The 21,822-nt window shown below is 71.9% G+C and carries 18 protein-coding genes, 1 tRNA gene and 1 pseudogene; 10 read left to right on the top strand and 10 right to left on the bottom strand.

Annotation, left to right across the window (positions count from 1 at the left end; translation table 11 throughout):
* Nucleotides 1-22: 22 nt before the first annotated feature.
* Nucleotides 23-661, bottom strand: a complete 639-nt coding sequence (locus tag AC13HU_RS07600; RefSeq protein ID WP_483040979.1) for an ANTAR domain-containing response regulator — start codon at nt 659-661, stop codon at nt 23-25.
* 97 nt (nt 662-758) lie between these two features.
* Between AC13HU_RS07600 and AC13HU_RS07595 the strand changes: the two genes are divergently transcribed.
* Both AC13HU_RS07595 and AC13HU_RS07590 read left to right on the top strand, forming a co-directional pair.
* A tRNA-Leu gene (locus AC13HU_RS07595) sits at nt 759-841 on the top strand.
* Between the two features lie 98 nt (nt 842-939).
* Nucleotides 940-1,719 carry a transposase gene (locus AC13HU_RS07590; RefSeq protein WP_483040978.1) on the top strand — a complete coding sequence of 260 codons (780 nt, stop codon included), beginning with the start codon at nt 940-942 and terminating at the stop codon, nt 1,717-1,719.
* A 22-nt stretch (nt 1,720-1,741) separates the two neighbouring features.
* Here AC13HU_RS07590 and AC13HU_RS07585 read toward each other — a convergent pair whose 3' ends face one another.
* Complete coding sequence (locus tag AC13HU_RS07585) at nt 1,742-2,221, bottom strand: PaaI family thioesterase (RefSeq protein WP_483040977.1); 480 nt, start codon at nt 2,219-2,221, stop codon at nt 1,742-1,744.
* Nucleotides 2,222-2,348: 127 nt separating this feature from the next.
* The gene (locus tag AC13HU_RS07580) at nt 2,349-4,634 is read right to left on the bottom strand and encodes an FdhF/YdeP family oxidoreductase (RefSeq protein WP_483040976.1); all 2,286 of its coding nucleotides are present in this window, start codon (nt 4,632-4,634) and stop codon (nt 2,349-2,351) included.
* Nucleotides 4,635-4,902: 268 nt separating this feature from the next.
* On the opposite strand from AC13HU_RS07580, the gene polA reads away from it, so the two are divergent.
* Entirely contained in the window at nt 4,903-7,569 is a 2,667-nt protein-coding gene (polA, locus tag AC13HU_RS07575; RefSeq protein ID WP_483040981.1) for a DNA polymerase I, read from the top strand.
* 561 nt (nt 7,570-8,130) lie between these two features.
* The gene (locus AC13HU_RS07570; protein WP_483040975.1) at nt 8,131-9,414 is read left to right on the top strand and encodes a lytic transglycosylase domain-containing protein; all 1,284 of its coding nucleotides are present in this window, start codon (nt 8,131-8,133) and stop codon (nt 9,412-9,414) included.
* 79 nt (nt 9,415-9,493) lie between these two features.
* Here the strand turns inward: AC13HU_RS07570 and AC13HU_RS07565 are convergent.
* Nucleotides 9,494-9,976 (bottom strand): annotated as a pseudogene (locus tag AC13HU_RS07565) (ATP-dependent helicase C-terminal domain-containing protein); the annotation flags it as partial.
* Between the two features lie 301 nt (nt 9,977-10,277).
* Between AC13HU_RS07565 and AC13HU_RS07560 the strand changes: the two are divergent.
* Together AC13HU_RS07560 and AC13HU_RS07555 are read left to right on the top strand one after the other, a co-directional pair.
* Nucleotides 10,278-11,033: a glutamate racemase gene (locus AC13HU_RS07560; protein ID WP_483040974.1), complete on the top strand. Its 756-nt coding sequence runs from the start codon at nt 10,278-10,280 to the stop codon at nt 11,031-11,033.
* Between the two features lie 46 nt (nt 11,034-11,079).
* Nucleotides 11,080-11,646, top strand: a complete 567-nt coding sequence (locus tag AC13HU_RS07555) for a hypothetical protein (RefSeq protein WP_483040973.1) — start codon at nt 11,080-11,082, stop codon at nt 11,644-11,646.
* A 3-nt stretch (nt 11,647-11,649) separates the two neighbouring features.
* On the opposite strand, the gene AC13HU_RS07550 is transcribed toward AC13HU_RS07555, so the two are convergent.
* Nucleotides 11,650-12,975, bottom strand: coding sequence for an O-antigen ligase family protein (locus AC13HU_RS07550; RefSeq protein ID WP_483040972.1), 1,326 nt, complete (start codon nt 12,973-12,975; stop codon nt 11,650-11,652).
* Nucleotides 12,976-13,164: 189 nt separating this feature from the next.
* On the opposite strand from AC13HU_RS07550, the gene AC13HU_RS07545 reads away from it, so the two are divergent.
* Nucleotides 13,165-13,734, top strand: a complete 570-nt coding sequence (locus AC13HU_RS07545) for an NUDIX hydrolase (RefSeq protein ID WP_483040971.1) — start codon at nt 13,165-13,167, stop codon at nt 13,732-13,734.
* Between the two features lie 142 nt (nt 13,735-13,876).
* Complete coding sequence (locus AC13HU_RS07540) at nt 13,877-14,164, top strand: hypothetical protein (RefSeq protein ID WP_483040970.1); 288 nt, start codon at nt 13,877-13,879, stop codon at nt 14,162-14,164.
* An 85-nt stretch (nt 14,165-14,249) separates the two neighbouring features.
* On the opposite strand, the gene AC13HU_RS07535 is transcribed toward AC13HU_RS07540, so the two are convergent.
* From AC13HU_RS07535 to dhaK, 3 genes are all read right to left on the bottom strand, one after another.
* On the bottom strand, nt 14,250-14,684 hold the full coding sequence (locus tag AC13HU_RS07535) for a PTS-dependent dihydroxyacetone kinase phosphotransferase subunit DhaM (protein WP_483040969.1): 435 nt from the start codon (nt 14,682-14,684) through the stop codon (nt 14,250-14,252).
* Nucleotides 14,681-15,358 carry a dihydroxyacetone kinase subunit DhaL gene (gene dhaL / locus AC13HU_RS07530; RefSeq protein ID WP_483040968.1) on the bottom strand — a complete coding sequence of 226 codons (678 nt, stop codon included), beginning with the start codon at nt 15,356-15,358 and terminating at the stop codon, nt 14,681-14,683. The genes AC13HU_RS07535 and dhaL overlap by 4 nt, the downstream gene beginning before the upstream one ends.
* Before the next feature lie 81 nt (nt 15,359-15,439).
* A complete protein-coding gene (gene dhaK / locus AC13HU_RS07525; protein ID WP_483040967.1) occupies nt 15,440-16,432 on the bottom strand; it encodes a dihydroxyacetone kinase subunit DhaK in 993 nt (330 codons plus the stop codon).
* Nucleotides 16,433-16,871: 439 nt separating this feature from the next.
* Between dhaK and AC13HU_RS07520 the strand changes: the two genes are divergently transcribed.
* Entirely contained in the window at nt 16,872-18,035 is a 1,164-nt protein-coding gene (locus AC13HU_RS07520) for a sensor histidine kinase (RefSeq protein WP_483040966.1), read from the top strand.
* 110 nt (nt 18,036-18,145) lie between these two features.
* On the top strand, nt 18,146-18,796 hold the full coding sequence (locus AC13HU_RS07515) for a response regulator transcription factor (RefSeq protein WP_483040980.1): 651 nt from the start codon (nt 18,146-18,148) through the stop codon (nt 18,794-18,796).
* Between the two features lie 80 nt (nt 18,797-18,876).
* Here AC13HU_RS07515 and AC13HU_RS07510 read toward each other — a convergent pair whose 3' ends face one another.
* Together AC13HU_RS07510 and AC13HU_RS07505 are read right to left on the bottom strand one after the other, a co-directional pair.
* The gene (locus AC13HU_RS07510; protein WP_483040965.1) at nt 18,877-19,440 is read right to left on the bottom strand and encodes a CcdC protein domain-containing protein; all 564 of its coding nucleotides are present in this window, start codon (nt 19,438-19,440) and stop codon (nt 18,877-18,879) included.
* 183 nt (nt 19,441-19,623) lie between these two features.
* A partial coding sequence (locus AC13HU_RS07505; RefSeq protein WP_483040964.1) for an ABC transporter permease/substrate binding protein occupies nt 19,624-21,822 on the bottom strand: 2,199 nt, incomplete at its 5' end.

The following is a 21,822-nucleotide window of genomic DNA, read 5'->3' as shown; positions in this document are numbered from 1 at the left end:
TGCTGTGCCTGCCGGCCGCCGGCTAGTCCTTCTCCGTCACCTCGTCGATGACCGCCTGCGCCACCGCCTGCATCGACATCCGACGGTCCATCGACGTCTTCTGGATCCACCGGAACGCCGCCGGCTCGCTCAACCCGTACTTCGTCTGCAACACGCTCTTCGCCCGGTCCACCAGCTTGCGCGTCTCCAGCCGCAGCGACAGGTCGGCGATCTCCGCTTCCAGGGCACGCAACTCCTGGAACCGGCTCACCGCCATCTCGATCGCCGGCACCAGGTCGCTCTTGGTGAACGGCTTCACCAGGTACGCCATCGCGCCCGCGTCCCTGGCCCGATCCACCAACTCCCGCTGGGAGAAAGCGGTCAGCATCAGTACCGGTGCCAGCTTCTCCCCGGCGATCTGCTCCGCCGCGCTGATCCCGTCCAGCACGGGCATCTTCACGTCCAGGATCACCAGGTCCGGGTGCAACTCCTGGGCGAGCTTCACCGCCACCTCGCCGTCGCCGGCCTCCCCGACGACGGAGTACCCCTCCTCCTCCAGCATCTCCTTCAGGTCCAGCCGGATCAGCGCCTCGTCCTCGGCAATGACGACACGCGTGGTCACGGGCGGCACATGCGCGGAAGCGTCGTCCTGCGCGGGGGTGGGCTCGTCGGGGGCGCTCACGGTGCGGTGCTCCTCGGGTCATGGCGTGTGGTACAGCCATGAGCCTACCTAGCTGCGATGCCGTGCATCCACACGGTATGCTTTGCGCAGCAAGCTCGCCGGGTTGGCGGAACGGCATACGCGGATGTCTCAAACACATCTGTCCGAGAGGGCATGCGGGTTCGAATCCCGCACCCGGCACCCTCACTCTCCTTCGAATCATAGGCGTTAACCACCCGATCGGGTGGTTATGGCCTTCCGTTCGTACGCCTGTGCGATGTCGGCGTGATGCTTGAACCGTGTCCACTCCAGAGATCCGCCGCGCGGCCGTCGACCTCGTACGTACCGGTGTGACCAACGCCGAAGCGGCCCGCCGACTTGGCGTGCCCGCCGGCACGGTCGGCTACTGGGTGCACCTTGACCGGGCGGAACGCGGCGAGTGCCCCGGCCGCAAGCGACCCTGCCACCGCTGCGACGGCGCCCCCCTGGACCGGCCCGCCTACAGCTACCTGCTCGGTCTCTACCTGGGGGACGGCCACGTCAGCCGGTACTCCGGGCACCGCGTGCCGAGCCTGTCGATCACCTGCGCTGACGACTGGCCCGGCCTGATGGACGCCGCCGAGGCCGCGATGCGGGCGGTCCTCCCCTTCAACCGGACCAGCCGCCTGCGCCGGACCGGCTGCCACGTCGTGAAGGCGTACTCCAACCACCTCTACTGCCTCTTCCCGCAGCATGGGCCCGGCAAGAAACATGAGCGCGCGATCGTTCTCGAGCCGTGGCAGCGGCAGATCGTGGCCGTGTATCCCTGGGAGTTCATCCGTGGCCTGATCCACTCCGACGGATGCCGGGTCACCAACTGGACCGTCCGCACCGTCGCAGGGCAGCGCAAGCGCTACGAGTACCCGCGCTACCTGTTCACCAACGTGTCCGACGACATCAGGCAGTTGTACTGCGACGCCCTTGACGCGGTGGGCGTGGAGTGGAAGGTGACCCGGCGGGCTGGCCGGCCCTACAACATCTCCGTCGCGCGCCGGGAGGCGGTTGCGGTGATGGACCTGCACGTGGGCCCCAAGTACTGAGTACCGAGGCCCGTACGCGGGATCAGGCGGTTGTGGTTGTGGGTGGGGAAGCGGGGCGGAGCATGCAGGTGAGGCGGGCGGTGCAGACGCGTTTGCCGGTGGCGTCGTCGGTGATGACGATCTCGTAGCTGGCCGAGGAGCGCCCGCGGTGGACGGGCGTCGCGGTCCCGGTCACGGTGCCGGTGCGCACGCTGCGGTGGTGCGTCGCGTTGAGGTCGACGCCGACCGCGATCTTGTTGGGCCCGCCGTGCAGCATTGCCCCGACCGACCCGAGGGTCTCCGCCAGGACCGCGGAGGCGCCGCCGTGCAGCAGCCCGTACGGCTGGGTGTTGCCCTCGACGGGCATGGTGCCGACCACCTTGTCGGCCGCGGCCTCGGTGATCTGGATACCCATCCGGTTGCCCAGAGCGCCGGCCGAGAACAGGGCGGGCAGGTCGATGCCGAGTCCGGCGTACTGCGCGAGGGTCTCCGGGGAGAACTGGGTGGTGGTCTGCTCGCCCATGCGGGTCGGCTCCGTTCTGCGGTTGTGCGACCAGGTTGTGCGACCGGCCGGTGCGGCCGGGCCGTGCAGATCGAGGGTAGAGGCCGGTCGAGGGTAGAGGCCGGTCGGGGGTGCGGGCCGGTCGGGGTCAGGGCCGGCCGGGTCCGTGGGGTTCGAGCCGGATCACCACGGACTTCGACGCGGGGGTGTTGCTGGTGTCGGCGGTGTGGTCGAGCGGGACCAGTACGTTCGTCTCGGGGTAGTACGCGGCGGCGCAGCCGCGGGGGGTGGCGTAGTGCACGACGCGGAAGCCGTCGGCGCGGCGTTCGGTGCCGTCGGTCCACTCGCCGACGAGGTCGGCGTAGTCGCCGTCGGCGAGGCCGGCCGCGGTGGCGTCGTCGGGGTGGACGAGGACGACACGGCGGCCGCCCTTGATGCCGCGGTAGCGGTCGTCCAGGCCGTAGATGGTGGTGTTGTACTGGTCGTGCGAGCGGAGCGTCTGGAGCAGCAGCCGTCCGGCCGGGACTTCGGGGTATTCCAGGGGTGCGGCGGTGAAGTTGGCCTTGCCGGTGGCGGTGGGGAAGGTGCGGCTGTCGCGGGGCGCGTGCGGGAGGGTGAAGCCGCCGGGGCGGCGGACGCGGGTGTTGAAGTCGTCGAAGCCGGGGACGACGCGGGCGATGCGGTCGCGCACCCGGTCGTAGTCGGCTTCGAAGTCGGCCCAGGGGATGGTGTGGTGGGGGCCGAGTACGGCGCGGGCGAGCCGGCTGACGATGGCGGGTTCGGAGAGCAGGTGGGGTGAGGCGGGGGCGAGGTTGCCGCGGGAGGCGTGCACCATGCCCATGGAGTCCTCGACGGTGACGAACTGGTCGCCGCCGACCTGCCGGTCCTTCTCGGTGCGGCCGAGGGTGGGCAGGATCAGGGCGCGGGCGCCGGTGACGGCGTGGGAGCGGTTGAGCTTGGTGGAGACTTGGACGGTCAGCCGTGTTGTGCGGATGGCGGCTTCGGTGACGTCGGTGTCGGGTGAGGCGGAGACGAAGTTGCCGCCCATGGCGAGGAAGACCTTGGCGGTGCCGTCGCGCAGGGCGTGGATGGCGCGGACGACGTCGTATCCGTGGTGGCGGGGCGGTGTGAAGCCGAACTCCTTCTCCAGGGCGTCGAGGAAGGCGGGTGCGGGGCGTTCGAAGATGCCCATGGTGCGGTCGCCTTGGACGTTGGAGTGGCCGCGGACGGGGCAGACGCCGGCGCCGGGGCGGCCGATGTTGCCGCCGAGCAGGAGGAAGTTGACGACTTCGCGGATGGTGGGGACGGCGTGCTTGTGCTGGGTGAGGCCCATGGCCCAGCAGACGACGATGCTCTTGGCGTCGAGGACGAGGGCGTGCAGTTCTTCGATCTCGGCGCGGGTGAGGCCGGTGGCGCGTTCGACCTCGGTCCATTCGGTGGCGCGGGCGGCGGCTTCGTACTGCTGGTAGCCGTGGGTGTGGGTGGTGAGGAAGTCGTGGTCGAGGGTGTCGGCTTCGATGAGGAGGCGGCCCAGGGCGCGGAAGAGGGCCTGGTCGCCGCCGAGCCGGATGGGCAGGTGCAGGTCGGACAGCACGGTGCCGCGGCCGGCCAGGCCGGTGGCGGTCTGGGGGTTCTTGAAGCGTTCGGTGCCGGCTTCGGCGAGCGGGTTGACGGTGACGATGCGGGCGCCGCCGCGTTTCGCTTTTTCCAGGGCGGAGAGCATCCGCGGGTGGTTGGTGCCGGGGTTCTGGCCCGCGACGATGATCAGTTCGGCGCGGTGGAGGTCTTCCAGCAGGACGCTGCCCTTGCCGACGCCGAGGGTTTCGGTGAGGGCGGAGCCGGAGGATTCGTGGCACATGTTGGAGCAGTCGGGGAGGTTGTTGGTGCCGTAGGCGCGGGCGAAGAGCTGGAAGAGGAAGGCGGCTTCGTTGCTGGTGCGGCCGGAGGTGTAGAAGACGGCTTCGTCGGGGCTGTCCAGGGTGCCGAGTTCGCCGGCGATGATCTCGAACGCCCGCTCCCAGGGCACGGCTTCGTAGTGGTCGGCGCCTTCGGGCAGGTACATCGGCTGGGTGATGCGGCCTTGCTGGCCGAGCCAGTAGCCGCTGCGGCGGGCCAGGTCGGAGACGGGGTGCGCGGCGAAGAAGTCGGGGGTGACCCGGCGCAGTGTCGCCTCTTCCGCGACGGCCTTCGCGCCGTTCTCGCAGAACTCGAAGGTGTGGCGCTGCTCGCCTTCCGGCCAGGCGCACCCGGGGCAGTCGAAGCCGCTCTTCTGGTTGACCTTCAGCAGGGTCAGCGCGGCCCTGCGGGCGCCCATCTGGGCTTCGGCGATCTTCATGCTCCGCGCGACCGCGGGCAGCCCCGCGGCGGCGTGCTTCGGCGCGCCGACGCGCGGCGCGTCCTGGACAGGGTCACCGGTGGGGGGCTTCTTCGCCATACGGCCACTGTATTGCCGCCGGCTCGCCTCCGGGCCCTACGGTCCCCGTGCGGGCGCGAACACGCTCCCGGTCCAGCTGTGGTGGCCGGCGAGCCAAAGGGCGCGCCGGCGTCGAAAGGTGGGGGCACCTCCCAGGCGAAGCGCTGGGGGAGCCCGGAGGCGAGAAGGCGGCAAAGAGAAGAGCGGGAGTGTCGGTGGGGCGTGGGAGGATCGGATCGTGGCTGAGAAAGTATCCGGATCGAAGACGACGACCGACCGACCGCGGCTGATGCTGCTCGATGGGCATTCGCTGGCGTATCGGGCGTTCTACGCGCTGCCCGTGGAGAACTTCAACACGGTCACGGGCCAGCCGACGAACGCGGTGTACGGGTTCGCGTCGATGCTGGCGAACACGTTGCGTGATGAGCGGCCGACGCATCTGGCGGTGGCGTTCGACGTGTCGCGCAAGACCTGGCGGTTCGACGAGTTCCCGGAGTACAAGGCGACGCGGTCGAAGACGCCCGACGAGTTCAGCTCGCAGGTCGCGCTGATCGGGGAGTTGCTGGACGCGATGGTGGTGCCGCGGTTCGCGGTGGAGGGTTTCGAGGCCGACGACATCATCGCCACCTTGGCCACGCAGGCGGAGGCGCTGGGTTACGAGGTGCTGATCGTCACCGGTGACCGTGACTCGTTCCAGTTGGTGTCGGACCATGTCACGGTGCTGTATCCGACGAAGGGCGTGTCGGAGCTGACGCGGTACACCCCGGCGAAGGTCGAGGAGAGGTACGGCCTGACGCCGAAGCAGTATCCGGATTTCGCGGCGCTGCGCGGTGATCCGTCGGACAACCTGCCGGGTATCCCGGGGGTGGGGGAGAAGACCGCGACGAAGTGGATCACGCAGTTCGGTTCGTTCGCGGAGTTGTGCGAGCGGGCCGACGAGGTGAAGGGCAAGGCGGGCGAGAATCTGCGGGCCCACCTGGACGCGGTGAAGCTGAATCGTCGGTTGACCGAGATGGTGCGGGATGTGGAGTTGCCCGCGGGCGCCGCACAGTTGGGCCGGGAGCCGTACGACCGCGAGTCGCTGGGCCAGGTGCTGGACGCGCTGGAGTTCCGCAATCCGAACTTCCGGGAGCGGTTGTTCGCGGCCGATCCGGGTGCGGCCGCGGAGGAGGCGGAGATCGCCGAGGGGGTGGCGGTCGAGGGTGTGGTGCTGTCGGCCGGGGAGTTGCCGGGCTGGCTGGAGTCGCATGCGGCGGGCCCGGTGGGGCTGGCGAGTGTGGACACTTGGGCGCTGGGTTCGGGTGGTGTCACGCAGCTCGCGCTGGCCGCGGGTGAGGACGCGGCGTGGTTCGACCCGGCGCAGCTGGACGGGGCCGACGAGAAGGCGTTCGCGGCGTGGCTGGCCGACTCCGAGCGGGCCAAGGTGGTGCACAACGCGAAGAACGTGATGCGGGTCTTCGCCGAGCACGGCTGGCGGGTGGAGGGCGTCGCGATGGACACGGCGCTTGCGGCGTATCTGATCAAGCCGGGTCGCCGGTCGTTCGCGCTGGACGTGCTGTCGGTGGAGTATCTGGGCCGTGAGTTGGCGCCGGCTGCTTCCGACAGTGGCCAGTTGGCGTTCGGCGAGGAGGATGACGGGGAGGCGGCCGCCGCCGAGGCGCTGATGGTGCAGGCGCGGACCGTGCTGGACCTGGGCGAGGTGTTCGGGCAGCGGCTGCCGGAGGTGGGCGCGGCCGAGTTGCTGCATGACGTGGAGCTGCCGACGTCGGCGCTGCTGGCGAAGATGGAGCGGGCCGGGATCGCCGCGGACCGGGCGCATCTGGAGGGCCTGGAGCAGCAGTTCGCCGCCGCGGTGCGGCATGCGGTGGAGGAGGCCCATGCCTCGGTGGGCCACGAGTTCAACCTCGGTTCGCCCAAGCAACTCCAGGAGGTGCTCTTCGGGGAGCTGGGCCTGCCCAAGACGAAGAAGACGAAGACCGGTTACACCACGGATGCCGATGCGTTGGCCTGGCTGGCCGGGCAGACCGACCACGAGCTGCCGGTGATCATGCTGCGCCACCGCGAGCAGGCGAAGCTGCGGGTCACCGTCGAGGGTCTGGTCAAGACGATCGCGCCCGAGGGCCGTATCCACACCACGTTCAGCCAGATCGTCGCCGCCACCGGCCGCCTGTCCTCCACCGACCCCAACTTGCAGAACGTCCCGGTGCGCACGGACGAGGGCCGGGCGATCCGCCGGGGCTTCGTCGTCGGCGAGGGGTACGACTCGCTGCTCACCGCGGACTACAGCCAGATCGAACTGCGGGTGATGGCGCATCTGTCGGAGGACGACGGCCTGATCGCCGCGTTCACCTCCGGTGAGGACCTGCACACCACGGTCGGCTCCCAGGTGTTCTCCGTGCCGCGTGACAAGGTCGACGCGGAGATGCGCCGCAAGATCAAGGCGATGTCGTACGGTCTGGCGTACGGCCTGTCGGCGTTCGGGCTGTCGCAGCAGCTGGGGATCGAGGCGGCCGAGGCGCGCGCCTTGATGGAGACGTACTTCGAGCGGTTCGGCGGGGTGCGGGACTATCTGCACCGCGCTGTCGAGGAGGCCCGCGGCACCGGGTACACCGAGACGCTGCTCGGCCGCCGCCGCTACCTCCCGGACCTCAACAGCGACAATCGGCAGCGCCGGGAGATGGCCGAGCGGATGGCGCTCAACGCGCCGATCCAGGGGTCGGCCGCGGACATCGTGAAGATCGCCATGCTCCGGGTCGACGAGGCCCTCGTCGACCAGAAGCTCGATTCCCGCATGCTGCTCCAGGTGCACGACGAAATCGTCCTGGAGGTCGCCCCGGGCGAGCGTGAGCAGGTCGAGGCGCTGGTCCGCCACGAGATGTCCACGGCCTACCCGCTCCGTGCCCCTCTCGACGTCTCCGTGGGCGCCGGCCCCGACTGGGAGTCCGCCGCTCACTAGTGCCCCTCCCGGCAAGGTTTGCCCCGCTCGCCGCCCTGGCACGCGCGTCCTCCCCCTACCTTCGGTGGGTGGGGGCACCCCCGGCGTAGCCAGGGGGAGTGCCCCCAGCGTTGGCCGAAAGCCCGAGTAGGACCACTACGAGGGCTTCCGGCCGCCTTGCGGCCTGGGGGCACCCCCACGCCGAAGGCCATGGGGGAGCACCAGGGCACCTCGCTACCGGGCAAACCTTGCCGGTCACGGCACTTGGGCGACGGGACATTCCGGGGTGGGTGGTTCTGTCGGTTCAGGGACTACCCGCCGGTGGTGGGCCGGTCGCTGGGGGTACCCCTCTGGGGGAGTTCCCCGCGCCCCTGTTGAACTTTCTGGGTGCGGCTCCTCCGCGGAAGGAGCGTCACGTACCCGGGGGCGCGGATACCGGGGCGGGGCCCGCACCGAAACGACCACATCCGTACCCTGTGGATTCATCGAGACCCTGTAGTCGGGGGGCTGAAGTTGCCGTAGGGTCATCCGAGTTGTGGAGCCGGGACGGGCTCGCATCTCGCTTTGGGGAGGGACGCCGGTATGGCAGCGCGGCGCTTCGGCAAGAGCAAGAGGGTTCGCAGGGGTGCGGCGGGCACCGTGGTGGCCGCTGCGGCGATGGCCGCGTTGGGAGCTTCGCAGGCCCCCGGCCTCCTCCCGGTCGCCCACGCCGCATCGCAGGAGCAGCAGTCGAAGGCCCAGGCGGGCGCGACGCCCGACGGTTCCATCGACGGCGACTCCCCGTACGTCACGCAGCTCCCCCCGCTCAACTCGCCCCAGGGCCCGGTCGCCTCGACCCCCGGCGCCGGTGGCGGCACGACCGTGACGGTGCCCGGCGGCGGCGCGAGCCTGCCGACGACGGTGCTCGCGGCGTACGAGCACGCGCAGGAGTCGGTCGCGCAGTCCGACCCGGGATGCCACCTGCCGTGGCAGTTGCTCGCCGCGATCGGCCAGGTCGAGTCCGGGCAGGCCCGCGGCGGCGCGGTCGACGCGAACGGCACCACGTACAAGCCGATCCTCGGCCCGGTGCTGAACGGCAAGGGCTTCGCGAACATCACCGACACCGACAACGGCCGGTACGACGGCGACCCGGTGCACGACCGCGCGGTCGGGCCGATGCAGTTCATCCCCTCCACGTGGCGCACGTGGGGCGCGGACGGCAACGGCGACGGGGTGAGCGACCCGAACAACATCTTCGATGCCGCCCTCGCCGCCGCGCACTATCTGTGCGCCGACGGACGGGATCTGGCGGTGCCGGCCGACATGGACCGGGCGATCCTCGGCTACAACCACTCGCAGGACTACCTGAACCTGGTGATGGCCTGGTACGAGCACTTCCGGCAGGGCGGCACGGTCTCCGTGCCGGACCGTCCGGGCTCGGCCGGCCCCGGGATCAAGCCGCCGGCTACGGCGAGTTCCTCCCCGAAGCCGTCGGCCTCGGGCACCGCGTCGCCGTCGCCGTCCCCGACGAAGAGTGTGGGCGGCACCGTGGCGCCGACCTCGCCGGGTTCCTCCAGCCCGACGGGCAGCCCGACCGGCGGGCAGCCCACCACGCCGCCCACCGGGGGCCCGACGACCTCGCCCACCACGCCGCCGACCGGCGACCCGACCGACCCGGGCTGCCCCACGGACTCCTCGACGCCGACTCCCACGGACTCCGGCACCGCCACTCCGACTCCGACGCCGACGGACTCCGACACGGCCTCGCCGACGCCCGACCCTTGCAGCACCGACGGCGCGGGCAGCAGCGACGGCACGGACGGCACGGCCACCCCCGACCCGTCCAACACGGCCGGCGCGGCCACCGGCGCAGCGCTGAAGCCCTGACGAGGACCCGCCCGGCCGCCGCCCCGCCCAGGTGGTCCCCGAACCGACGGCGCGGGGCAGCCGGTCGGGTCGCGTCCCGTTACTTCCGCGGTCGTACCGAGCGGGTGGGTTGCGCCGTGGAGGGGTCCTCGGGCCACGGGTGGCGCGGGTAGCGCCCGCGCAGCTCGGCCCGGACCGCCCGGTACCCCTCGCGCCAGAAGGACGCGAGGTCGGCCGTGACGGCGGCCGGGCGCCCGGCGGGGGAGAGCAGGTGGATGAGGACCGGCACCCCGGCCACGCTCGGGGTGTCCCGCAGCCCGAACAACTCCTGGAGCTTGACGGCGAGTACGGGCTGCTCGCCGCTGTAGTCGACGCGGACACGGGACCCGGTCGGGACCTCGATCCGTTCGGGTACCAGCTCGGCGAAGCGTGCGGCCTCGCCGGTCGCCCAGGGCAGCAGGCGGTTCAACGCGCCGCCGGCGTGGACGCGTTCGAGGTCGGCGCGGCGCCGGGCGGTGACCAGTTCGGGGCCCAGCCACTCGGGGGCCCGCTCCAGCAGCGCCTGTTCGGCCACGTCCGGCCACGCCCCCACCACCTTGCCCCCACCACCCCGCGGCAGCCGTACGTCCGTCCGCCAGAACCCTCCCTGCCCCACCAGCAGCCACACCCACGCCACCAACGACACCGCTGCGACCCCAGTCATCACGCTCACCCCCGCAGTCTGCCCGAGTTCCGACCGCACCACGGTCCGGGGCCCCCGCCCGGCGCGCCCGCCCGGGAAGCCCGGTCCGGGGGGCGGTCTGGCCCGTGGGTGGGTGCGGGCCGGCGGCGAGGGCCGTGTTGTCGCCGAAGGCACTCCGTAGGGGACCGCTTAGAGTGGGGGCGTGAAGATCGGGTTGGTGGATTCGGGTATCGGGTTGCTGGCCGCCGCGGCGGCGGTGCGGCGGGTGCGGGCGGACGCGGACCTGGTGCTCTCGTCGGACCCGGAGGGGATGCCGTGGGGTCCGAGGTCGGCGGATGACGTGGCGGCGCGGGCGCTGGAGTGCGCGCGGGCCGCGGCGGCGTACGGGCTGGACGGGCTGATCGTGGCGTGCAACACCGCGTCGGTGCACGCGCTGCCCGCGCTGCGGGCGGCGTTCGAGCCGGGGCTGCCGATCGTGGGCACCGTGCCGGCGATCAAGCCCGCGGCGGCGGCCCACCGCGGCGTGGCGATCTGGGCCACTCCCGCGACCACGGGCAGCAGCTATCAGCGCGGCCTGATCGCCGAGTTCGGCAACGGCGCGGAGATCACCGAAGTACCGTGTCCGGGGCTGGCCGACGCGGTGCAGAACGCCGACGAGGACGCCATCTGCGCCGCGATCGCGGCCGCGGCTGCCCTCACTCCATCGGGTGTAAGTGCCGTCGTCCTGGGATGCACCCATTACGAACTGGTCATGGACCGTATCTCCGCCGCCGTGCCCGGCGCCGAACTGTACGGCTCCGCGGATGCCGTGGCGGCCCAGGCGCTGCGCAGGGTGGCCGCCACCCCGGGCGGCGGCACCGTCGAGGTGATCCTCAGCGGCCGATCCGCTCCCCTCCCGGTTGCCGCCCTCGCCTACCCGCAGGGCAGGGGACTCGCCGTGACGCCCGCCACGGCTTGACGCCGGTGCGGTGCCACGCGCCCCGCGGATAGGTACGCTTCGGGGCATGACGCACGCTCCTCGGCCGGAGACCGGCGCGTCCCAGGTGTGGACGGGCCGGGCCAGCAACCGTATGCAGTGGGTTCCCGCTGCCGTGGGCGCCGCCTGTGTGGCGCTCGGCATCTCGCTGGCGGTGGAGGGCCCCGGCCCCACCGTGAGCCTCGCCCCGCTCGTGATGTCGGTGGTGGGCTGCCTCGCAGTGGGGCTGCTCGTCCTGTTCGGCACCATCGCCTTCACCCATGTCCACGTACGCGTCGACCGCGACGCGGTCCAGGTGCGCTGCGGCCACATCGGGGTGCCGCGCCGCCGCATCCCGATGGGCGAGGTCACCGGCGCCCGGCTGGCCCCGGTGATCAGCCCGCGCGCCTGGGGCGGCTGGGGCTACCGCTGGCGGCCGGAGATGGGCACCGCCGGGGTGGTGCGCCGCGGGCCCGGCATCGTGATCGACCTCGGCGGCGGCCGGTGGTTCACCGTCACCGTCGACGACGCGGAAGGCGCGGTGCGCGCCATCCGCGAGATGCTCGGCCTGGCCGCCGTACCGCGCGACCCGCAGGGACCCACCGCCACCCGCTGAGCGTCAGCGGTCGGACGCCGGCTCGGATGACGGTTCGGACGCCGGTTCGCAGATCCGTTCCGGCGCCTGGCGCGAGCCGGACTTCGGTACGGGAATCGGCGCCGGGAACGGCCGCGAGGTGGCCAGCCCGGCCAGCAGTCCGGCCGCGGCCGTGACCGCGGTGTAGCTGAGCACATGGTCCACGGCCGCGAGCAGCCCGAGCCCGGTCAGTGTCGCGGCCGCGGTCAGCACCGCGGGCGTCGCACGCGGGGAGCGCCACAGCGCGCACAGCGTCCACAGGTAGGCGCCGCCGAGCAGCGCCACACCGGGCACCCCCTGCTCCGCGGCGAGTTGGAAGGGCGCGGACTGCGGGGTCTCGGCGGGGGGCGTGTCGGAGGGCAGTGGTGTGCTCTCCTCGGCGAAGCGCCCCGGCCCGACCCCGCGCAGCGGATGGCGCCCGGCGAGGTCCACGGCCTCGTGCCACAGCGCGACGCGCGGCTGGGTGAGCTGTCCGGTCAGCGACTCCGACAGCCCGCCGGGCAGCGCGTCGACCGCGACCGCGTAGCTCCCGCCGACCGCCAGTACCGCGGCCAGCGCGAGGCCGACCAGCCCGAGCAGCCGGTGTCGCATCCGGGCCGCGGCCAGCGAGCACCGCACGATCGCCACGCCCGCCGCGAAGGCCGCCGACGACCCCAGTGCCAGCGCCGTCACCGCGTCCGCCGTCGCCAGCAGCCGCAGCAGCGCCTGCCACACCACCGCCGGGACACCCCACACGGTGCCGCCGACCCCCCACGCCGCGCAGCACGCCGCCCCGGCGGCCAGCACGAGCAGTGCCGCGTCCGCGTTGTGGTAGCCCAGCGGTGGCGCGTCCGCGCCGCCCGACAGCCGGTGCGCCGGGCCCAGCACCAGCACCAGGACGGTCACCGCCCCGGCGGTGAGGGTCAGCGTCGGCAGCATCGCCCCGAGCACCCGGCCCGCCGCGTATCCGGCGGTGACCGCGAGCAGCGCCAGCAGCGCGCCCTCGGGCCTGGCCTCGCGCCCGCCGGCGCAGACCGTCACCCACACCGCGCAGCAGGCCAGGACGACCATTCCCGCCGCGTCCACCGCCCCGCCGCCGGACGGCGGCCGCGACGGCCGGATGAGTGGCGGCGGCGCTCCGCCGGCACCGGGGCGGTCGGCGAAGGGGGCGAAACCGAAGCCGTCCCCGCTCGTGCTCGCGCCTCCGTCGCCCTCCGGCGCACTGTCGTCCGCCCAGCTGTCACCGTTCGAACCGGCGCGTCGCGGGCCGGCCTTCGCCGCCGCGCGGGCCCCGCGCGCCGCTTCGGGCGCGCTGCCGGCCGTCGTGTCCATCCTGACCCCCTGCCGCCACCCGGGCGCGACGGGGTACCGCCGCGCCCGCGTTCCCCGCGTGGGCGCTGTTGTTCGGATCACCGTAACGGGTGAGGGCCCGCCCTGTGGATATGTCGCACAGGAAGCTCGTCGAGCTTGTGAAACCTGGTGCTGATGTGGCGTTCACCTTTCATCTCGTAGGCTCGGGGCATGGCGACTCCCAAGTTCATCCAGGACATCCGCGACAAGGCGGGGGACGTTCTTCTCCTGCTGCCCGGTGTGGTCATGGTGGTCTTCGACGACCGCGGCAGGGTGCTGCTCAACCGCCGTACGGACACCGGCCGTTGGGCGCTGATCAGCGGTATCCCCGACCCGGGCGAGCAGCCCGCCGAGAGCGCGGTGCGGGAGATCCAGGAGGAGACCGGGGTGTCCGCGGTGGTGGAGCGGGTGCTCAGCGTCTTCACCAACGAGCCGGTGGTGTACGACAACGGCGACCACGCCCAGTACATCGACATCGTGCTGCGCTGCCGGGCGGTCGGCGGCGAGGCCCGGGTCAACGACGACGAGTCGCTGGACGTGCGCTGGTTCGCGCTGGACGAGCTGCCGCCGCTCGGGCCGATCGCCCGTGGCCGGATCGAGTCGGCGCTGCGCGAGGAGCCGACGTGGTTCGAACCCGCCCCCGCGCCTGTATCCGTCCCCGCGCCGGCACTCGCCCCCGCGCCGGCATCCGCCTCCGTACCCGCACCCGGCGTGGACGGCGACGGCCACCGGGCCCCGTAGCGGTACGGCCGGCCGGCCCGGCGCCGGCGCGTGCGGTCCGCCGGGCCGGCCCAACCCCCTTCCGGCCAGCGCGCTTTGTCAGTGCTTGGCGGTAAAATCGACAGTGTTCGAGAGGGTTGGCCGACGCCACAGGAGGAAGCCGATGGCCGCTGCCGCACTGCCCCTGGATGCACGCCGACGCACATCCGCGCCCGTCGTCACACTGCCGAAGAAACCGCTGCCCGCGGGCCTGCCCCGCGAGTGGTACGTCTCACACAACCGCCGCCTGAAGACCATGCGCCTGACCATCGCCCTGCTCGACGCGGGGGTCTACGAACCGGCTCAGGCCGGGAACGGACGGATTCGCCGCACCGCCGAGCGGATAGGCGTGCACCCGCCGTCCGACATCACCTGCCGTATGGTCCGGCACCTGCTGAGCTACGGCCGCTGACCTTCCCGGCGGGGAACTCGCGGGAGGGTTCGCCCGCGAGTTCCCCGCGCTCCTCAAACGCAAGCTCGAGGAGCGCGGGGAACCACTACACCTTGCGGTACGTGTACGCCTCCGCCGCTGCCGCCGCGACCGCGTCGATGTCCGCGCCGGTGGACGCGGTGACCACGGCGGCGACCGCCCCTTCGAGGAAGGGGGCGTCCACCAGCCGGGCGCCGGGCGGGAGTTCGTCGTCGGCCAGCAGCGCCTTCACCGTCAGCACCGCGCTGCCGAGGTCGGCGAGCACCGCCACGCCCGCACCCTGGTCGACGGTGCGCGCGGCCGAGGTGATCAGGTCGGAGCTGGTGCCGAGTCCGCCGTCGGGACCGCCACCGGCCGGCGCGAGTGGCACCTCGCCGCCGCCGGTGAGGGCGGCCGCCAGGTCGGCGACGGCGTTCGCCGCCGCCGCGCTGTGCGAGACCAGTACGATCCCGACCAGCGGCTGGGCACGGTCCGTGGTGGCGCTGTCAGTACGGCCGGTCATGAGGAGGATGCCTCCCGGGCAGTGTCGGCGAGCGCGGTGAGCAGGAGGGCCGAGGAGGTCGCGCCCGGGTCCTGGTGGCCGATGCTGCGGTCGCCCAGATAGCTCGCCCGGCCCTTGCGGGCCCGCAGTGGAATGGTCGCGACAGCGCCCTCCTCCGCCGCCCGCGCCGCGGCGGTGAGCGCCTCGGCGGTGCCGTCGCCCGCGTCCAGCGCCGCCGTGAACGCGCCCAGTGCCGGCACCAGCGCGTCCACCATCGTCTTGTCCTCCGGCACCGCGCCGCCGAGCTGCGTCAGGGCGTCCACCCCGGCCTTCAGCGCGTCGCGCAGCTGCGCCGCGGTCACCACCGGCGCGTCGCCGAGCGCCTTGCCCGTACGCCGCAGCAAGGTGCCGTACAGCGGGCCGGACGCGCCGCCGACGGTGCTGATGAGCTGCCGCCCCACCGCGACCAGCACCCCGCCGGGCGTGTCCGGCGGCTCCTGCTCCAGCGCGGTGCGCGCGGCGAGGAAGCCGCGGCGCATGTTGCTGCCGTGGTCGGCGTCGCCGATCGGGGAGTCCAGCTCGGTGAGGTGGCCGGCCTCCCGCTCGATCACGGACGTCGCGGCGTCGAGCCATCGGCGCAGCAGCGCCGCGTCTATGTCGGCGGGCAGGTCGGGCTGTTCGGGGACGGCGTTCATACGGTGTGCCTTTCCACGGGTGGTCGAAGCGGCACGGCGCGGGTGCGCGCCCGCGGCCCCGACGGCGGCCGGGCGCCGCGGTCAGCAGCCCCAGCGCAGCGCCGGGGTCGACACGGGCGCGTCCCACAGCCGCAGCAGCTCCTCGTCGGCCTGGCAGATCGTCACCGAGGCGCCGGCCATGTCGAGCGAGGTCACGTAGTTGCCGACGAGGGTACGGGCCACCGCGACCTTGCGGGCGGCCAGTACCCGGTGCACCTCGGCCGCGAAGCCGTACAGCTCCAGCAGCGGCGTCGCGCCCATCCCGTTGACCAGCAGCAGCACCGGCGCGTCGGGGCGCAGGTCCTCGACCACGGCGTCCACCGCCACGTCCGCGATCTCGCCCGAGGTCATCATCGCGCGGCGCTCCCGGCCCGGCTCGCCGTGGATGCCCACGCCCAACTCCAGCTCGCCCTCGGGCAGATCGAACGTCGGGCCGCCCTTCGCCGGGGTGCTGCACGCGGTGAGCGCCACCCCGAAGCTGCGGGACACCTCGTTGACCTGGTGGGCGATGCCCGCGACCCGGTCCAGCGGCGCGCCCTCGTCGGCCGCCGCTCCCGCCAGCTTCTCGACGAACAGCGTCGCCCCGGTGCCGCGCCGGCCGGCGGTGTAGAGGCTGTCGGTCACCGCCACGTCGTCGTTGACCAGCACCTTCGCCACCTGGACGCCCTCGTCCTCGGCCAGTTCGGCGGCCATGTCGAAGTTGAGCACGTCGCCGGTGTAGTTCTTCACGATGAACAGCACTCCCGCGCCGCTGTCCACCGCCGCCGCGGCCCGCACCATCTGGTCCGGCACCGGCGAGGTGAAGACCTCTCCCGGGCACGCGGCCGTGAGCATTCCCCGCCCGACGAAACCACCGTGCAGCGGTTCGTGCCCCGACCCGCCGCCCGACACCAGCCCGACCTGCCCGTCGTACGGCGCCCCGCGGCGTACGATCACGCGGCGCTCCACGTCGACGGTCAGATCGGTGTGCACCGCCGCGAAGCCCCGTAGCGCGTCCGGGACCACGTTCTCCGGTACGTTGATCAGCATCTTCACGGGAATCTCCTCGCCAGGCCGGCAGCCAGGGCAACCGCCTGTGTCGTAGCAGGTCAGAGGCTGTGTCCAGGGTTCTCGACGGCGGCGTCCCGCGGCGCTTCGCGACGGTGTCGCGCGCCGTGTCCGCCGACCGGGTGCCGGCAGGCGTGAGCCGCCGCCGGTACGCGGGAGCCCGGGGTCGATGTCACTCGTCCGGGCATGCAGTTCATACCACCAGTATCCGCCGATGATCGGGAAACGCCACGGCGTGGGCGATCCTCGTCGTCGTGGGACGCCGGGGCGCTGCCTGCACCCGGCGCCACGTGTACCCGGCACGCATCTCCACCCGGATCTCCACCCTGGGGGTGGGCCGGCACTTCCGGCTGTCCCCCTGTCCCGCGGCGCTGGTAGCTTTTCGCCCCGACCGGCAGACCGGCCGACCGGGGGGAAGAGAGCTCCAGTGCACCGACTTCGCGCCGTGACCCGGTGGTTCATGGAGGACAACAACCTCCTCCAGTTCTTCACCACCGCCACCGGCATCGCGGTGTGCGCGGTCCTGGTCCGGCCCTGCGGGACGTCCGGCACCGGCCTCGCGGTCCTGTGCCTGCTCATCCTGAACTCGGCGCTGCTGTGCACCCGTCTGATCCCGGAGGGGCTGCTGTCGCCCCGGCCGCAGACGGCGCTGCTGGGCGCCTGGGCGGTCAGCGCGGCCGCCCTGATGAGCATGGACCACTCCGGGGCTGCGTCGCTGTTCGCGTTCTACGTGGCCGGCCACGCCGGGTTCCGCCTCGCGCATCAGGCCGCGGTGACCTTGGCGGTGCTCACCAGCGTCCTGTGCGCGAGCGTGCTGCTCTTCCCGATCGGCAGTGGATACGGCCACGCGCCCTGGTACCTGGGCGCGTTGACCGGTGTCAGCGTGCTGGTCGGCATCTCCAACCGCGCACACGCCGACGCGCTCCGCTCGGCGCGGGCCGCCGCCGAACAGGCCGAACTGGCCTCGCGCTCCGAGGCCCGCGCGGAGGCGCTGGCCGAGCGCGCCCGTATCGCCCGCGACGTGCATGACGTGCTCGCTCACTCGCTGGCCGGCGTGAACATGCAACTGGAGGTCACCGACGCGCTGTTGGAGTCCGGCGCGGTGGACGAGGCCCGGCAGGCCGCCCAGCGCGCGCAGAGCCTGGTCCGCGCGGGGCTGACCGAGGTCCAGCGCACCGTCCGCGACTTGCGGGAGGACGCGCTGCCGCTGCTGGAGACGCTGCGCTCCATGCTCGGGTCCACCCCCGGCACCGGTACGCTGACCCTCGACGGATCGCCGCATGAACTGCCCGTCCGGCCCGCCCAGGTGATCGTGCGCTGCGCCCAGGAGGCGCTGACCAACGCGCACAAGTACGCGCCCGGCGCACCGGTCCGGCTGCGCCTGGGATACGGCCCGGAGGAGACGGTCTTCGAGGTGGTGAACTCCGCGCCCCCGGACGGTTCACGGCCGCTGGCCGGTGCCGGGAGCGGCATGGGACTCGTCGGGATGCGCGAGCGCGTCGAACTGGTGGGGGGCATGGTGACGGCCGGGCCGATCGTGGACGGCGACGACGCGGGAGGATGGCGGGTGCGCGTGGTGATTCCGGCATGAGCGAGCGCGAGTTGAACGAGGACGACAGGAACCGGCACGACGCGGATCGGCGCGCGGCGGGCGGGCCCGGGGCCGACGCTCTCGGGGCCGACGGCGAGCGATCGGTGCGGGTGGTCGTCGCCGACGACCAGACCGCGATCCGCGAGGCGCTCGCGGTGGTGCTCGACCTGCAACCGGGCCTGGAGGTGGTGGCAACGGCGCGGGACGGCGCGGAGGCATTGGCGGCCGCGGGCGAACACGCCCCCGACGTGATCCTCATGGACCTCAACATGCCGAGGATGGACGGCGTCGAGGCGACCCGGCTGGTCACCGAGCGGTTTCCCGACGTCGCCGTGGTGGTGCTCACCACGCTCGCCGACGAGCAGTACATCCTCGCCGCGCTCGGCGCCGGGGCCCGCGGCTATCTGACCAAGGAGTCCGGCCGTCAGGACATCGCCCGCGCGGTGCGGGCCGCCGCGGCCGGGCAGGCCGTCCTCGACCCGGCGGTCCAGGACCGGTTGCTCGCGGCCGCCGTCAAGAGCGCGGCCCCGGCCGGGCAGCCGCACGCCGGCCTCGCACCGGACCTCACACCCAGGGAGGTCGAGGTGCTCACCCTCATCGGCGAGGGCCTGACCAACCGCGGGATCGCCGAACGCCTGGTGGTCAGCGAGGCCACGGTGAAGACCCACATCAACAACCTCTTCGCGAAGGCGCATCTGCGCGACCGGGCACACGCGGTGAAGTACGCGTACATCCACGGGCTGGTGACGGCCCGTGGATGAGGTGCGGGGGCGCGGCTGACCAAGCCCGTCGGCCAAGTTGCCGGCCAAGTGGTCCACCAGGCGGTCCACCAGGCCGGGCGTCAGCCCACCCGCGGGGCCGCCACGCGGTGGCCGTCGGCCGCGGGAGCGGTGCCCTCGGCCGGCGGCAGCGCCCGCACCCGGGCCAGCACCAGCAGCACCCGGCTGAGCACCATCGCCAGCGCCATCAGGACGAAGAACGGCGCGATGGCGTCCTCGACGATGCGGTGGTCCGTCATGAAGGTGACCAGGTGGCCGCGGAACCAGTCGTTGTGCTCGCTGAGGTAGATGAACGCCACCCGCAGCGCCACCACCACGGACCAGATGGCGACGAACCCGGCACCGCACCGCGTGTACACCTGGCCCGAGACCGGGTGCCGCTCCACCCCGGTGGTGAGCGTGGCGATGACGCCGCAGACCACCCCGACCGCGGCACCCACCAGGTAGACCACCAGGTCGACGGTGTGGGTGGGTGCGCCCCTGAGATAGAAGTAGCCGATCACCGAGACCGACGCCAGCGGCATCAGGACCTTGTGCCGGTCGTACTTCCTGCGGCCGTACTGCGTCAGCAGCATCAGCCCGAAGATGCCCCCGCTGATCGCCAGCGCCTGCTCGATGTCGGTCATGACCTCGCACTCCTTCGCTTCGGTTCGACGGTGTTCCCGTGGTGCCGAGTGCGACTCTCCCGCCGTGGGCGCCGATGCGCCTGGTCCCGTGGGTGGAGGTTCGGGTGGAGAAGGCGACACGAAGGGCCGGGGACACGGTCTGCGTGTCCCCGGCCCCTCAGTGCCTGCGTGCGGGTGGTGGCGTCAGCTCGCGCCGACCGGTGCCATCGTGTCGACGATGTCCGGGTTCTCAGCCATCCACTTCTTCACTCCCGCCGTGGTCTGCCCCTGGCCCGCCGACTGGATGTCGGCCTCCAGGGAGGCGAGTTGGGCTTCGGTCATGTGGAAGTTCTTCATCCACGTGGTGACCTGGGGGAGTTTGGCCGCGCTGTTCTTGTTGGCGACGCTGTGGATCGAGTCGCCCTTGCCCCACAGGCCCTTGGGGTCGCCGAGCTTGGTCATGTCGTACTTGCTGTAGGCCCAGTGCGGGGACCACAGGACGACGGCGACGGGCTTCTTCTGGTCGTAGTCGCGTTGGAGTTCGGCGAGCATGCCGGCAGTGGAACTGGAGACGAGTTTGTACTCCTTGTCGAGCCCGTAGCCGGGCAGGACCTTGGAGCTGAGGATCTTCATCTCACCGGCGCCGGGTTCGATGCCGATGATCTTGCCGCCGAACTCGGCCGACTTGCCCTTGAGGTCGGCCATGGTCTTGACGCCCTTGACGTAGGAGGGCACGGAGACTTCGAGCGAGGTCTTGTCGTACCACGGGCCCAGGTCGTCCAGACGGCTGCCGTACTCCTTCATGTAGGAGGCGTGCGTGGTCGGTAGCCAGGTGTCGGTCATGTAGTCGATGTTGCCGTTGGCGAGTCCGGTGTAGGCGGCGCCGGGGTCGTAGGTGTTGAGCTGCGCCTTGTAGCCGCGCTCGTCGAGTACTTCCTTCCACAGGTTCGCGGAGGCGATCGACTCGTCCCAGTTGAAGTCGCCGATCTTCACCGACCGGCCCTTGCCGACGTTCGTGGCGGTGGCTCCGGCGACCGGCGCCATCTTGTCGACCACGCCGGGATTGGCCTTCATCCACTTCTTGACGCCGTCAGCGGTATTGCCCTGCCCGGCGGTCTGGATGTCGGCTTCCAGGGAGCTGAGTTGGGCTTCGGTCATGTGGAAGTTCTTCATCCACGTGGTGACCTGGGGGAGCTTGGCGGCGCTGTTCTTGTTGGCGATGTTGTGGATCGAGTCGCTCTTGCCCCACAGGCCCTTGGGGTCGCTGAGCTTGGTCATGTCGTAGGTGCTGTAGGCCCAGTGCGGGGACCACAGGACGACGGCCACGGGCTTCTTCTGGTCGTAGTCGCGCTTGAGCTCTGCGAGCATGCCGGCGGTGGAACTGGAGACGAGTTTGTACTCCTTGTCGAGTCCGTAGCCGGGGAGGACCTTGGAGCTGAGGAGTTTCATCTCGCCGGCGCCGGGTTCGATGCCGATGATCTTGCCGCCGAACTCGGCCGACTTGCCCTTGAGGTCGGCCATGGTCTTGACGCCCTTGACGTAGGAGGGCACGGAGACTTCGAGTGAGGTCTGGTCGTACCACTTGCCGAGGTCGGTGTAGCTGTCGCCGTACTGCTGCATGTAGGAGGCGTGGGTGGTGGGGAGCCAGGCGTCGGTGAGGTAGTCGAAGTTGCCGTTGGCGAGTCCGGTGAAGGCGGCGCCGGGGTCGTAGGTGTTGACCTGTGCCTTGTAGCCGCGCTCGTCCAGCACCTCCTTCCACAGGTTCGCGGAGGCTATCGACTCGTCCCAGTTGAAGGAGCCGATCTTCACCGACTGGCCCTTGCCGACGTTCGTGGACACGGTCGGCGACGATTTGTCGCCGTTGTCCGAGAACGCCCCGATGCCGCCCGCGACCAGCGCGAGGATGACCACCGCGGACAGGCCGACCGCCGGGCGCGGCCGGTAGCGCAGCACCGAGAAGCCCTGCGTGGCGCTGCGGGCGCGGGCCAGGGCGCGGCGGCCCAGCGGCGAGACCTGGTCGCCGAGGGCGCCGGTGATCCGGTCCAGGTAGATGGCGAGCACCACCACGGAGATGCCGCCCTCGAAGCCGAGGCCGATGTTGATCTGGCTGATCGCGCCGAAGACGGTCGAGCCGAGGCCCTCCGCGCCGACCATGCCGCCGATGACGACCATGGACAGCGCCAGCATGATGACCTGGTTGACGCCGGCCATGATGGTCGGCAGCGCCAGCGGCAGCTGCACCCGCAGCAGGATGCGGGACGGCGGTGTGCCGAACGCCTCTGCGGCCTCGACCAGTTCGGGATCGACCTGCCGGATGCCCAGCTCGGTCATGCGCACGCCGACCGGCATCGCGAAGACGATGGTGGCGATGACGGCGGGCACCGTGCCGAGGCTGAAGAAGAT

It is taken from the genome of Streptomyces sp. NH27, from assembly GCF_056859195.1.
The sequence above is the reverse complement of the archived record's forward strand: the minus strand, read 5'-3'. Positions and strand labels throughout refer to the sequence as shown.